Source organism: Mesorhizobium sp. M0208 (assembly GCF_040322015.1).
Classification (GTDB): domain Bacteria; phylum Pseudomonadota; class Alphaproteobacteria; order Rhizobiales; family Rhizobiaceae; genus Mesorhizobium.
Map to the genome: position 1 here is coordinate 31,028 of NZ_JAMYSP010000003.1, position 12,937 is coordinate 43,964.

Annotated in this window: 11 protein-coding genes and 1 pseudogene; 7 read left to right on the plus strand and 5 right to left on the minus strand. The window is 63.7% G+C overall.

All coding sequences use genetic code 11. From position 1 onward, the window contains the following. Positions 1 to 131: 131 nt before the first annotated feature. Positions 132 to 1,041, plus strand: a pseudogene (locus NKJ17_RS03890) (LysR family transcriptional regulator). 65 nt (positions 1,042 to 1,106) lie between these two features. On the opposite strand, the gene NKJ17_RS03895 reads toward NKJ17_RS03890, so the two are convergent. Then, on the minus strand, positions 1,107 to 2,153 hold the full coding sequence (locus NKJ17_RS03895) for an aldo/keto reductase (RefSeq protein WP_352504880.1): 1,047 nt from the start codon (positions 2,151 to 2,153) through the stop codon (positions 1,107 to 1,109). A gap of 109 nt (positions 2,154 to 2,262) precedes the next feature. Beyond that, positions 2,263 to 2,925 carry a YggS family pyridoxal phosphate-dependent enzyme gene (locus tag NKJ17_RS03900; RefSeq protein ID WP_352687076.1) on the minus strand — a complete coding sequence of 221 codons (663 nt, stop codon included), beginning with the start codon at positions 2,923 to 2,925 and terminating at the stop codon, positions 2,263 to 2,265. A 146-nt stretch (positions 2,926 to 3,071) separates the two neighbouring features. Between NKJ17_RS03900 and leuS the strand changes: the two genes are divergently transcribed. Both leuS and NKJ17_RS03910 read left to right on the plus strand, forming a co-directional pair. Continuing rightward, positions 3,072 to 5,696, plus strand: coding sequence for a leucine--tRNA ligase (gene leuS, locus NKJ17_RS03905; RefSeq protein WP_352687079.1), 2,625 nt, complete (start codon positions 3,072 to 3,074; stop codon positions 5,694 to 5,696). Then, positions 5,683 to 6,264, plus strand: a complete 582-nt coding sequence (locus NKJ17_RS03910) for an LPS assembly lipoprotein LptE (protein WP_352504883.1) — start codon at positions 5,683 to 5,685, stop codon at positions 6,262 to 6,264. The genes leuS and NKJ17_RS03910 overlap by 14 nt, the downstream gene beginning before the upstream one ends. 73 nt (positions 6,265 to 6,337) lie before the next feature. Here NKJ17_RS03910 and fsa read toward each other — a convergent pair whose 3' ends face one another. Then, positions 6,338 to 6,991 carry a fructose-6-phosphate aldolase gene (gene fsa / locus NKJ17_RS03915; RefSeq protein ID WP_023678103.1) on the minus strand — a complete coding sequence of 218 codons (654 nt, stop codon included), beginning with the start codon at positions 6,989 to 6,991 and terminating at the stop codon, positions 6,338 to 6,340. 90 nt (positions 6,992 to 7,081) lie between these two features. Between fsa and NKJ17_RS03920 the strand changes: the two genes are divergently transcribed. Next, positions 7,082 to 9,265, plus strand: coding sequence for a primosomal protein N' (locus tag NKJ17_RS03920; RefSeq protein WP_352504885.1), 2,184 nt, complete (start codon positions 7,082 to 7,084; stop codon positions 9,263 to 9,265). 9 nt (positions 9,266 to 9,274) lie between these two features. Here the strand turns inward: NKJ17_RS03920 and NKJ17_RS03925 are convergent, their stop codons facing one another. Together NKJ17_RS03925 and NKJ17_RS03930 are read right to left on the minus strand one after the other, a co-directional pair. After that, positions 9,275 to 9,730, minus strand: coding sequence for a type II toxin-antitoxin system VapC family toxin (locus NKJ17_RS03925; protein WP_352471284.1), 456 nt, complete (start codon positions 9,728 to 9,730; stop codon positions 9,275 to 9,277). Further along, on the minus strand, positions 9,727 to 9,972 hold the full coding sequence (locus NKJ17_RS03930; RefSeq protein WP_254018681.1) for a type II toxin-antitoxin system Phd/YefM family antitoxin: 246 nt from the start codon (positions 9,970 to 9,972) through the stop codon (positions 9,727 to 9,729). Before NKJ17_RS03930 ends, NKJ17_RS03925 begins: the two co-directional genes overlap by 4 nt. A 210-nt stretch (positions 9,973 to 10,182) precedes the next feature. Here NKJ17_RS03930 and NKJ17_RS03935 point away from each other — a divergent pair, with 210 nt between their 5' ends. The 3 genes from NKJ17_RS03935 (at position 10,183) to atpA (ending at position 12,914) form a co-directional block, all read left to right on the plus strand. Continuing rightward, positions 10,183 to 10,578, plus strand: a complete 396-nt coding sequence (locus tag NKJ17_RS03935) for an AGROH133_08824 family phage infection protein (protein ID WP_352500793.1) — start codon at positions 10,183 to 10,185, stop codon at positions 10,576 to 10,578. A 246-nt stretch (positions 10,579 to 10,824) separates the two neighbouring features. Next, entirely contained in the window at positions 10,825 to 11,385 is a 561-nt protein-coding gene (locus NKJ17_RS03940; protein ID WP_352504886.1) for a F0F1 ATP synthase subunit delta, read from the plus strand. Then, on the plus strand, positions 11,385 to 12,914 hold the full coding sequence (atpA, locus tag NKJ17_RS03945; RefSeq protein WP_352450899.1) for a F0F1 ATP synthase subunit alpha: 1,530 nt from the start codon (positions 11,385 to 11,387) through the stop codon (positions 12,912 to 12,914). Before NKJ17_RS03940 ends, atpA begins: the two co-directional genes overlap by 1 nt. Positions 12,915 to 12,937: the final 23 nt, after the last annotated feature.

Consider the following 12,937-nt stretch of genomic DNA (forward strand, 5'->3'; position numbering starts at 1 on the left):
CCCACTTCGATGACGACCAGTTTTGACGACGGGCGCCGTGTTCCTCCCACGCCCCAATTCGGAAGATCGTGTCGCGATGTGCTGTGAACCAGCCTTGCATCGGGCACATCGTCTGTGAAATAGATTCACCAATGACCAGACCCGACATCAACCGCTCCGGCGAGATCGAAGTGTTCGTCCGCGTGGTCGAGGCGGGCAGCTTTTCGGCCGCTGCCCGTGCGTTGCGGATGACCCCGTCGGCGGTGAGCAAGCTGATCGCGCGGCTGGAGGCACGGCTCGGCGCGCCGGCTGGTCAGCCGTTCGACGCGCAGGCTGCAACTGACGCCGGAGGGGGCGGCCTTTTTCGACAGCGGCGTGCGTATCCTGGCCGACATGGCAGCGGCCGAGCGCGAGGCGGCGGCGGGTGCCGCGCCGCGTGGCCGGCTGCGGATCAACAGCTACGTGCCTTTCGGGCAGCATCGGCTGATCCCGCTTTTGCCGCGTTTTCTGGAGCGCTACCCCGAAATCTCGGTCGATCTGGTGTTGACCGACGATGTCATCGACCTGATGGAGGAGCGTGCTGACGTCGCCATCCGGGCCGGGCCGCTCGGCGAATCACGGCTGGTGGCGCGCAAGCTCGGACAGAGCCGGGTGGTCGTCGTTGCGGCGCCATCGTATCTCGAAGCGCGTGGCACGCCCGTGACGCCCGCCGATCTCGATCGTCACAACCGGATGGGCTTCCGTTTCGTACGCCACCTCGAGGGCTGGCCTTTTATCGATGCGGTCGGCAAGCCGATCAGCCTGTCGATCGCCGGAAATACGCTGGTCAGCGACGGCGAGGCGATGCGGCTGATGGCGCTGTCGGGGGCGGGCATCGCCCGGCTGGCAAGCTGGCATGTGGAGGCCGACATTGCCGCCGGCCGGCTCCTGCCGCTGCTGGAAGAGTTCAACCCCGGCGACGAGGAACTTACCCACGCCGTCTATGTCGGCCATGGCAAGCATCTGCCGGCGCGGGTGCGGGCCTTTTTGGACTTTTTGGTCGAGACTGTCCGGCTGAACTGAGCCCAAAACGATCGGGAGCCTGCCGGCTCCCGAAGCAACGAAGGTAAGAAGGTAAGATTGAGTTACTATTTCGGCGCAAAGGGCGCCGGCCGCCGGCCGGCCGCCTGACGCTCCAGCATCCAGCCCGGATATTCGGCGGGCAGGGCACTGGCTTCGTCGAGGCGAACAAGATCATCGGCATCGAGCTGCAACTCGGTGGCTGCAAGGTTCTGTTCCAGCTGCTCCGTGCGGCTGGCGCCGATGATGACGCTCATCACGAATGGCTTGGCCAGAACATAGCCGAGCGCCACCGTAGCGACGCTGACGCCGTGCTTGGCGGCGATCTCGCGCATGACGGCGACTGCTGCCCAGGCACGGTCCTCATTGACCGGCGGGAAATTGAAGCTGGCGCGGCGGCCCTCGCCATTGCCGGGGGCGCCCGGTCCGTATTTGCCGGAGAGCAGGCCGCCAGCCATCGGCGACCAGACCATCAGCCCGAGCTTCTCCTCGTTGAGCAGCGGCACGATCTCGCGCTCGAGATCGCGGCCGGCGATCGAATAATACGACTGCACGGTCTCGAAGCGGGCAAAGCCTTTGCGCTCGGCAATACCCAGCGCCTTGGCTATGCGCCAGGCCTGCCAGTTCGAGACGCCGACATAGCGGACCTTGCCGGCGGCAACCAGGTCGTCGAGCGCCCGCAGCGTTTCGTCGATCGGCGTCACCGTGTCGGTGCCGTGCAGCTGGTAGAGATCGATATGATCCAGCTGCAGCCGTTCGAGGCTGCCTTCGACCGAATCCATGATGTGGCCGCGCGAGGAACCACGCTGGTTCGGGCCTCCACCCATGGCGCCATGAACCTTGGTGGCGATGATCACGTCCTGCCGGTTGACGCCAAGGTTCCTGAGCGACTGGCCGAGAAGCCGTTCCGAGGCGCCAAAGGAATAGACATCCGCCGTGTCGAAGAAATTGACGCCGGCGGCGAGCGAGCGGGCAACGATCTGGTCAACGCCCTTCTGGTCGAGGCTGGCGATCAGGCCCCATTGGGCGTTCTCGCCGGCCGCGCCGAACGTCATCGTGCCGAGGCAAAGTTCGGAGACGAACATCCCCGTATTTCCAAGTTGATTGTAACGCATGGTGGCTCCAGACGGGTTGAGAATAACTCGACCCATATAGGAACGAAACGTTCCGTTTCTATATGCTGGCTTAGTCAATGTTAGCCTGTGGCCTAAGGCCGGCTGCGCCTCATCTGGCGCCGAAAATCGCCGATCCAACCCTGACACTAGTCGCGCCGAAGGCGATCGCGGTTTCGTAGTCGCTGGACATGCCCATGGAGAACTTGTCGACGCCGGCCTCAAGCCCAAGCTTTTCCAGCAGCGCGAAATGCGGACCGGGGTTCTCGCCGGCCGGCGGAATGCACATCAGCCCTTCGATGGCGAGGCCGTGAACCGAGCGGCAGCGGGCCACGAAGGCGACAGCCTCGCGCGGCTCGATGCCGGCCTTTTGCGGCTCGGAGCCGGTGTTGACCTGGACATACAGCCTTGGTGACCGGCCTTGCCTGGCGATCTCCTTGGCGAGTTCGGCGGCGATCTTTTCACGGTCGACGGTTTCGATGACGTCGAACAATGCCACCGCTTCCTTCGCCTTGTTCGATTGCAGCGGACCGATCAGATGCAGCTCGACGTCGGGAAACGCCGTCCGCAGTGCCGGCCATTTGGCTTGTGCTTCCTGGACCCGGTTTTCGCCGAAGACGCGCTGGCCGGCCTCGATAACGGGGCGGATATCGGCGGCGTCGAAGGTTTTCGAGACCGCGACCAGCGCCACCGCTCCGGCGTCGCGTCCTGCCTCGCGCTCGGCGGCAGCGATCCTTGCCTTGACCGTGAAAAGCTGTTCGACGGCGCTCGCCATGCCTATATCCTGCCTGTGTTTGGCTTTTCGCCGGATCGCCGCAGTTGACGGGTCCGGCAATCCATGGTGAACACCGCGACGACATTTCCTGAGCCGCCCGGGCATTGTCCGGCGGTTCGCGCATGCTTTTAAGTGAAAAACACCCGATGGCAACCGAACGATACAATCCGCGCGCGTCAGAGCCCAAATGGCAGAAGGCCTGGGACGCAAAGAAGCTGTTCGAAGCCGACAATGACGACCCGCGCCCGAAATATTACGTGCTGGAGATGTTCCCCTATCCGTCGGGGCGCATCCATATCGGCCATACCCGCAACTATACGATGGGCGACGTGGTGGCGCGCTACAAGCGGGCCAAGGGTTTCAACGTGCTGCACCCGATGGGCTGGGACGCCTTTGGCATGCCAGCCGAAAACGCGGCGATGCAGAACAAGGTCCATCCCAAGGACTGGACCTATCAGAACATCGCCGCTATGCGCGAGCAACTCAAGGTCATGGGCCTGTCGCTCGATTGGGCGCGCGAGTTCGCCACCTGCGATGTCGATTACTATCACCGCCAGCAGATGCTGTTCCTCGATTTCGTCGAGAAGGGGCTGGTGACGCGCAAATCCTCCAAGGTCAACTGGGATCCGGAGGACATGACGGTGCTTGCCAACGAGCAGGTCATCGACGGACGCGGCTGGCGCTCGGGCGCGCTGGTGGAACAGCGCGAGCTGACGCAGTGGTTCTTCAAGATCACCGACTACGCGCAGGACCTGCTGGATTCGCTCGATCAACTCGACGACTGGCCGGAAAAAGTGAAGCTGATGCAGGCGAACTGGATCGGCCGTTCGGAAGGTCTGCTGATCCGCTGGCCGCTGGCCAAGCCAGCAGCCGGCGAGCATGAGCTCGAAATCTATACGACAAGGCCTGACACCATCTTCGGCGCCTCCTTTATGGCGATTGCCGCCGACCATCCGCTGGCCAAAAAGGCCGCCGAAGACAATCCGGCGCTGGCAAAGTTCATCGACGAGGTCCGCCATATGGGCACCTCGGTGGCGGCTCTGGAGACGGCCGAGAAGAAGGGCTTCGATACCGGCATTCGCGTCGTCCATCCGTTCGACGAGAAGTGGACGCTGCCCGTCTACGTCGCCAATTTCGTGCTGATGGACTACGGCACCGGCGCCATCTTCGGCTGTCCGTCCGGTGACCAGCGCGACCTCGACTTCGCCAACAGATACGGCCTGCCGGTCATTCCGGTGGTGATGCCGGAGGGCGAGAATCAAGGGAGCTTCCAGGTCATCGATGAGGCCTATGTCGGCGACGGCGTGATGATCAATTCGCGCTTCCTCGACGGCATGAAGCCGGATCAGGCGTTCGACGAGGTGGCGAAGCTGCTGGAACAAAAGACCATCGGCAACCGGCCGATGGCCGAGCGCAAGGTGAACTTCCGCCTGCGCGACTGGGGCATTTCGCGCCAGCGCTATTGGGGCTGCCCGATCCCGATGATCCATTGCGAGGATTGCGGCGTGGTGCCGGTGCCGAAAGCCGACCTGCCGGTCAAGCTGCCGGACGACATCGAGTTCGACCGGCCGGGCAATCCGCTCGATCGCCATCCGACATGGCGGCGCGTCAAATGCCCGCGTTGCGGCAAGGATGCGCGGCGAGAAACCGACACGATGGACACATTTGTCGATTCTTCGTGGTATTTCGCTCGCTTCACCGCGCCGTGGGCAAATGATCCGACCGATCCCGAGGCCGCGACTGAATGGCTGCCGGTTGACCAGTATATTGGCGGTATTGAGCATGCGATCCTGCATTTGCTCTATTCGCGCTTTTTCACCCGCGCCATGCGCGAGACCGGCCATGTCGATCTCGCCGAGCCGTTCAGGGGCCTGTTCACGCAAGGCATGGTGGTGCACGAGACCTATCGGGTTGGCGGCGCCTCGAACGGCCGCTGGCTTGCGCCAAGCGAGGTCAGGCTGGAAGACGCCGACGGAAAGCGCCGCGCCTTCGAAATCGCCACCGGCGAAGAGGCGGTGATCGGTCCGCTCGAAAAAATGTCGAAGTCGAAGAAGAATACGGTGAGTCCGGAAGAGATCACCGACGGCTACGGCGCCGATACGGCGCGCTGGTTCATGCTGTCGGACTCGCCGCCCGAACGCGATGTCGAATGGACCGACGAGGGCGCGGCCGGCGCGCACCGCTTCATCCAGCGCATCTGGCGCCTGGTGTCGACGGCTGCCGAATCGCTCGCCGGAGTCCGGCCAGAGGCGGCGAAGGACGGCGAGGCCGGGACAGTGTCCAAGGCCGCGCACAAGATCCTGAAATCGGTCGGTGAGGATATCGAAAAGCTCGCCTTCAACCGCGCCATCGCCCGCATCTATGAGCTCGCCAATGCCTTGACTGTACCGCTCAACGAGGCGGCAGAGGGCAAGGCCGGTCCGGCGCTGCAAGCGGCCTGCCGTGAGGCCGTCGAGATCCTGGTGCACCTGATCGCGCCGGTCATGCCGCATCTGGCCGAGGAGTGCTGGCAGACGCTCGGCGGCACCGACCTTGTCGCCGAACGGCCCTGGCCGGTCTACGATCCCTCGCTTGTCGTCGACGCCGAGATCGTGCTGCCGGTGCAGGTCAACGGCAAGAAGCGCGGCGATTTGACAATTGCCCGCGACGCGGACCAAGGTGCGGTCGAAAAAGCGGTTCTGGCCCTCGACTTCGTGCAGAGAGCGCTCGAAGGTAAGGCGCCGCGCAAGGTGATCATCGTGCCGCAGAGGATCGTTAATGTCGTTGCCTGATCCGCGAAAGACAGAGCTGACGCTGCGCCGCGTCGTGCTTTGCGGGCTGCTCGCCTCGGTGGCGCTGGTTTCCGCCTGCACGGTGCGGCCGCTCTATTCGAGCGCGCCGCTGATCGCCGGCTCGCAGGTCGGCGCTGCTGCCGAGCTGGCATCGATCTCGGTCAAGCCGGTCAAGACCCGCTACGCCCAGCAGGTCCGCAACAATTTGATCTTCGCGCTCGGCCGGGGCGCCGGCGAGCCGGCTTCGCCGGTCTATTCGCTTGATCTCGGCGTCTCCGAACTCGTCGAATCGGCGGCAATCGAGCAGGTCACGACAGACGAGGACGAGCCGACCGCCGGCACTGTAACGCTGACCGCCAACTATGTGCTCAGCGATGCCAAGACGGGCACGGTCATAGCGAGGGGCAAGCGCTCGATTCCGTCGTCATACGACAGGCCGCGCCAGGAATTCGCGTCATACCGAGCCCAGATCGACGCCGAGAACCGTGCGGCGCGCGAGCTGGCAGATGTGCTGCGGCTGTCGATCGCTCAGGATCTGATCAAGCACGGCAAGCCGGCGGCAAGCTAGGTCTTTCCGGAGTGCGCAATCTGCAAAAAAAAGGCCGATTGCTCGGCCTTTTTTTGTTCGTAGGATAGTCGCTTCAGCCGATCTTCTGCCCGGTCTTTGCCCAGTCGGCGAGGAACAGTTCCAGGCCCTTGTCGGTCAGCGGGTGTTTGACCAGTGCCTTGAGCGTCGCCGGCGGCGCGGTGATGACATCGGCACCGATCAGCGCCGCCTGCTTGACATGGTTCACGGTGCGCACAGAAGCGGTCAGGATCTCGGTCTGGAAGTCATAATTGTCGTAGATGGTGCGGATATCGGCAATCAGCTCCATGCCGTCCCAGCCGCTGTCGTCGATGCGGCCGACGAAGGGCGAGATGAAGGAGGCGCCGGCCTTGGCGGCGAGCAGCGCCTGGGTGGCCGAGAAGCACAGCGTGACGTTGACCATGCGGCCGTCCGACCGGATGTCCTTGCAGGCTCTCAGGCCATCGAGCGTCAGCGGCACCTTGATGCAGACATTGTCGGCGATCCTGGCCAGGATCTTGGCCTCCGCCATCATGTCCTTGTATTCGGTGGCGACGACTTCGGCCGAGACTGGGCCCTTGACGATCTCGCAGATCTCTCTTGTGACGTCGGCGATCTTGCCGCCGGATTTCAGGATCAGCGACGGATTGGTGGTTACGCCGTCGAGCAGCCCCAAATCGTTCAGCTCGCGGATTTCCTTGACATCGGCGGTGTCGACAAAAAATTTCATGGCGGTCTCCTGAAGATTTTTCATGTGCACGTCATGCACATTCGGGGTCGGACTTTGATCTAGACCAAAGTCGGGGCAAGGTCACGCCTCATGATCGAAGATTCGCCCTTTGTCGCGGCCGCACCGGTGCTGGTGCCGATGCCCGCCGAGCGCCCCTACACCTATGCCGTGCCGGCTGGCATGCGCGTGGTGCCGGGCTCGATCGTGCGCGTTCCGCTTGGGCCCCGCCAGGTCGCCGGCATCGTCTGGGACGGCGCCGTCGAAAAGGTCGACGCGAAGAAATTGCGGCCGATCGAGCAGGTTTTCGACTGCCCGCCGATCGACCGCGCGATGCGGCGTTTTGTCGATTGGGTGGCGCAGTACACGCTGTCGCCGCCCGGCATGGTGGCGCGCATGCTGCTCAGGGCGCCGGAGGCGTTCGATCCGGAGCCGTGGATCGAAGGGCTGCAGCGCACCTTCGCCAAGCCCGACCGGATGACGGAGGCGAGGACGCGCGTGCTGGAGACGGCCGAAGGCGGACTTGCCTGGACGCGATCCGGCCTGGCGCATGCGGCAGGCGTGTCGTCGACGGTGGTGGACGGGCTGCGGGCGCAGGGCGTATTCCAGACGGTGATGATCCCGCCGCGGCCGGTGGTCGCAGCACCCGATCCCGGCTACGCCGTGCCTTCACTGATGCCCGACCAGAGCGATGCCGCCGAGACGCTGCGCGCCAACGTCGCGACCGGTACATTCGGGGTCACCCTGCTCGACGGTGTAACCGGATCCGGCAAGACGGAGGTCTATTTCGAGGCGGTCGCGGCCGCGCTCGATCGCGGCAAGCAGGTGCTGATCCTGCTGCCGGAAATTGCGCTGACCCATGCCTTCCTCGAACGCTTCCAGGAGCGGTTCGGCGCCAAGCCGGCGGAGTGGCACTCGGACCTGCCGCCAAGGATGCGCGAAAAGGTCTGGCGGCAGGTAGCGGAAGGCGGCGTGCGGGTCGTCGCAGGCGCGCGCTCGGCGCTATTCCTGCCATTCAGGGAGCTTGGATTGATCGTCGTCGACGAAGAGCACGATCCCGCCTACAAGCAGGAGGATCGCGTCTTTTACAACGCGCGCGACATGGCCGTGGTGCGCGGCCATATCGGCGGTTTTCCGGTCGTGCTCGCTTCGGCGACACCGTCGGTCGAAAGCCGGGTCAATGCCAGCCAGGGCCGCTACAGCAGGGCGGTGCTTTCGGCGCGCTTTGCCGAGGCGGCACTTCCCGATCTCAAGACGGTCGACATGCGCCGCGCGCCGCCGGCACGCGGCGGCTTCCTGTCGCCGGTGCTGCTCGGCCATATGCGGCAGACGCTGGAAAGAAAGGAACAGTCGCTGCTGTTCCTCAACCGGCGCGGCTATGCGCCGCTGACGCTCTGCCGGGTCTGCGGCCACCGCTTCGGCTGTCCGGTCTGCTCGGCCTGGCTGGTCGAGCACCGCTTTCGCGGCCAGCTCGTCTGCCACCACTGCGGGCACAATGAACGCCGGCCCGAAGCCTGTCCGGAATGCGGCACGCTCGATCATCTGGTCGCCTGCGGGCCAGGCGTCGAGCGCATCGCCGAGGAGGTCGTCGCGCATTTCCCCGATGCCCGCACCATCGTCTTGTCGTCGGACCTGATGGGCGGCGTGCGGCGGCTGCGGCTCGAGCTTGAAGCCATCGCCAATGGCGAGGCCGACATCGTCATCGGCACGCAACTCGTCGCCAAGGGCCACAACTTCCCCAACATGACGCTGGTCGGTGTGGTCGATGCCGATCTCGGCCTTGCCAATGGCGACCCGCGCGCCGCCGAGCGCACCTTCCAACTGCTCAGCCAGGTGACCGGCCGCGCCGGTCGCACCGGCAAGAAAAGCCTCGGCCTGCTGCAGACCTTCCAACCCGACCACCCGGTGATGCGCGCGATCGTCTCAGGCGATGCCGAGGCCTTCTACGAGCGCGAGATCGCCGAGCGTGAGCGGGCGGGGCTGCCGCCCTTCGGCAGGCTCGCCGGCGTCATCGTCAGCGCGGCGACACGGGCCGAAGCCGAAGGGCACGCCCGTGGCCTGCGCCGCGCCGCGCCGCAAGCCACCGACCTGTTCGTGCTCGGCCCGGCCGAGGCGCCGCTGTCATTGATCGGCGGCCGCCATCGCTTTCGCCTGCTGATCCAGGGCGAGCGGCGCGCCGACATGCAAGGGTTCATTCGCACCATGTTGGCCGAGGGACCGAAGATAAGGGGCTCGGTGCGAGTCCAGGTCGACATCGACCCGCAGAGCTTTTTGTAAGCTGTCGAATTACCCTTTCGAGGCGCGTTCGGTGAATGGGTTCAGGTAAGGCACGTCGAGAATCGCAAAATGCCGGGTGTTGGCCGTCAAAACTGACAGGCCGTGCAAACGGGCAGTAGCTGCGATCAGAACGTCCGCCAGACCCGGATTGGCGCCTCTGGCGATAGTGGCGTCTTCCAGTTTTCCGGCTTCTCGCGCGATTGCTAAATCGATGGGAAGGATGCGCTGGTTGAACTCTAGAAGCAACCTTTCGAACCACTCATTGATGCGCTCTGCCTTCATATGCCCGCCCGCCCGCTTCAGTTTCGCGATTCCTCGTTCCACCTCCAAGATGACGATCGACGAGAGCTGCCAAGAGCCGCGTTCTCCTTGTTCGGCAACCCAGTTCTGCACGTGTGCCGGAAGCAGAGGCCGACCAGGTGCAAATGCCGAGAGAAAAGACGTATCAAGCAGATAGCCGGTCAAAACTCCACTTCCCGCGACGGCGATTCGTTTCGCTCAAGCTCGATGCCGCCTGGATACTGAAGCAGGAAATCCACGAAGTCTTTTTGGCTGTTCTGCGGATAAAGTTTCCGTCCCTCACCGATTGGCACCACCATGACTGCGGGCTTGCCGTGCTTGGTGATAACCGTGGGCTCACCGTTCTCAGCAGCCTCCACGAGCGCGGAAAGGCTGGCCTTTGCCTCTCGTAGTTGCATCGTCTTCATGCGCGGAACCTCTTGTGGTCTCATGTAGTCACAATATAGGAATTGTGCAGAAAAAAACAGCCCGTTGTGTAACGTCCTGTTAGCCCGGTCGATACAACGGCGCTCGCGTTGGGCTGACGCCCCGTAAATTGCGACGGCCCATCTGGCGCATGTCTCTTGCTTCGCTAGAATGCCCGAAAATTTTGAATATCCATTTACGAGGGGACAAGGATGGAATTTGCGTTTCCATGGCCGATGAGCCAGGGCGAGTGGCTGGCATGGTCAAGCGCCGTCGTGACCTTGCTTTTCGGGCTGCTGCTGTTCCTGGCGCCAGGGCTGGCGTTCCGGATTCTCAGGCTGCAGGTCAAGCCCGAGAAGGCGGCGGCGATCGCCGAAGGTCGCGGCAGGATGTCGGGCTTCTATCTCGGTGTCAGCCTGTGCTGCATCCTCTTGGCGCAGCCGCTGCTCTATATGGCGCTCGGCTTCTCCTGGCTGTTCACCGCCTTCGGCCGGCTGCTGTCGATGATGTCGGACGGCGCCAACACGCCGTTCAACTGGGCTTCCATCGTCGTCGAGCTGGTGCTGGCGGCGCTGCCGCTTGCCTTCGCCTTCGGCTTTTTGCCCTGAATCAGGGATCAATCCGGGGTTGGTTGCTGAACTCGCCCGGCGGATGCGACAATAGTGCCTGAAAACCATGCCGGACGACGCATTGCGGTCTGAAAATGCCTGTGCTAGACGGCAATCGACTTTCGACCGGGGATAGCGGAAGCCGCGCCTCCGTGCTTGGAAAAATGCAGTAAGGTCAAAGATTTAGCCAGAGTTTTTGCTCGCGCCAACAATCTGCGGCCTGTCAGACAAGAGAAAAGACGGTCCGTGGCCCAATCGTCATCGCCAATCTCAGGTGTCGCAGAACGCTATGCGGGTTCGCTGTTCGAACTCGCGCTGCAGGCCAATTCGGTCGCCGGCGTCGAGGCCGACCTCAACAGGTTCGAAACGATGCTCGAAGGCAGCGCTGACCTTTCGCGGCTGATCAGGAGCCCTGTCTTCTCCAGCGAGGACCAGGCCAAGGCGATCGCCGCGATCGCCGACAGAGCAGGGATTACCGGCCTCACCGGCAATTTCCTGCGCGTCGTTGCCCAGAATCGCCGGCTGTTCGCCGTGCCCGGCATGATCAAGGCGTTCCGCCAGATCGCCGCCGAACACCGCGGCGAGACCGCTGCCGAGGTCACCTCGGCGCATGCGCTGACGCCTGCCCAGGAAACCGAGCTGAAAGCAGCGCTGAAAAGCGTCGCCGGCAAGGACGTGGCGATCACGGTCACCGTCGATCCGTCGCTGCTCGGCGGACTGGTGGTCAAGATCGGCTCGCGCCAGATCGATACGTCGCTCAAAACCAAACTCAATTCGCTCAAGCTTGCACTGAAAGAGGTCGGCTGATGGACATCCGCGCCGCGGAAATTTCCGCAATTCTGAAAGACCAGATCAAGAATTTCGGCAAGGAGGCCGAGGTCTCCGAAGTCGGCCAGGTGCTGTCCGTCGGTGACGGTATCGCCCGCGTCTACGGCCTCGACAATGTCCAGGCCGGCGAGATGGTCGAGTTCCCCGGCGGCATCCGCGGCATGGCGCTCAACCTCGAAGCCGACAATGTCGGCGTCGTCATCTTCGGCGCCGACCGCGACATCAAGGAAGGCGACACCGTCAAGCGCACCGGCGCCATCGTCGATGCGCCCGTCGGCATGGGCCTGCTCGGCCGCGTCGTCGACGCGCTCGGCAACCCGATCGACGGCAAAGGCCCGATCCAGGCCACCGAACGCAAGCGCGTCGACGTCAAGGCGCCCGGCATCATCCCGCGCAAATCGGTGAACGAGCCGATGTCGACTGGCCTCAAGGCCATCGACGCGCTGATCCCGGTCGGCCGCGGCCAGCGCGAGCTGGTCATCGGCGACCGCCAGACCGGCAAGACCGCGATCATCCTCGACACCATGCTCAACCAGAAATCGGTGCACGACAACGGCCCTGAGAAGGAAAAGCTGTACTGCGTCTATGTCGCCGTCGGCCAGAAGCGCTCGACGGTGGCGCAGTTCGTCAAGGTCCTGGAAGAGCGCGGCGCGCTTGACTATTCGATCATCATCGCCGCGACCGCCTCCGATCCGGCGCCGATGCAGTTCCTGGCGCCGTTCACCGCCTGCACCATGGGCGAATATTTCCGCGACAACGGCATGCACGCGCTGATCAGCTACGACGACCTGTCGAAGCAGGCCGTCGCCTATCGCCAGATGTCGCTGCTGCTGCGCCGTCCGCCGGGCCGCGAGGCCTATCCCGGCGACGTCTTCTACCTGCACTCGCGCCTGCTCGAGCGCGCCGCCAAGCTCAATGACGAAAATGGCGGTGGGTCTCTGACTGCGCTGCCGATCATCGAAACGCAGGCCAACGACGTGTCGGCCTATATCCCGACCAACGTCATCTCGATCACCGACGGCCAGATCTTCCTGGAAACCAATCTGTTCTTCCAGGGCGTGCGCCCGGCGGTCAATGTCGGCCTTTCGGTGTCGCGCGTCGGTTCCTCGGCGCAGATCAAGGCGATGAAGCAGGTTGCCGGGTCGATCAAGGGCGAGCTCGCGCAGTACCGCGAAATGGCTGCTTTCGCGCAGTTCGGCTCCGATCTCGACGCCGCCACGCAACGCCTGCTCAACCGCGGCTCGCGTCTGACCGAGCTGTTGAAGCAGCCGCAATTCTCGCCGCTCAAAGTCGAGGAGCAGGTCGCGGTGATCTTCGCCGGCGTCAACGGCTATCTCGACAAGCTGGCGGTCAACCAGGTCGGCAAGTTCGAGCATGGTCTGTTGTCGCATATGCGCTCGGCCGGCAAGGACGTGCTCGACGGCATCCGCAAGGAGAAGGCGCTGTCCGACGATCTGCGCGCCAGGCTGAAGGCAGAAATCGACGCCTTCGCCAAGACCTTTGCTTGAGCAGGACGGACGGGATCAGGTTT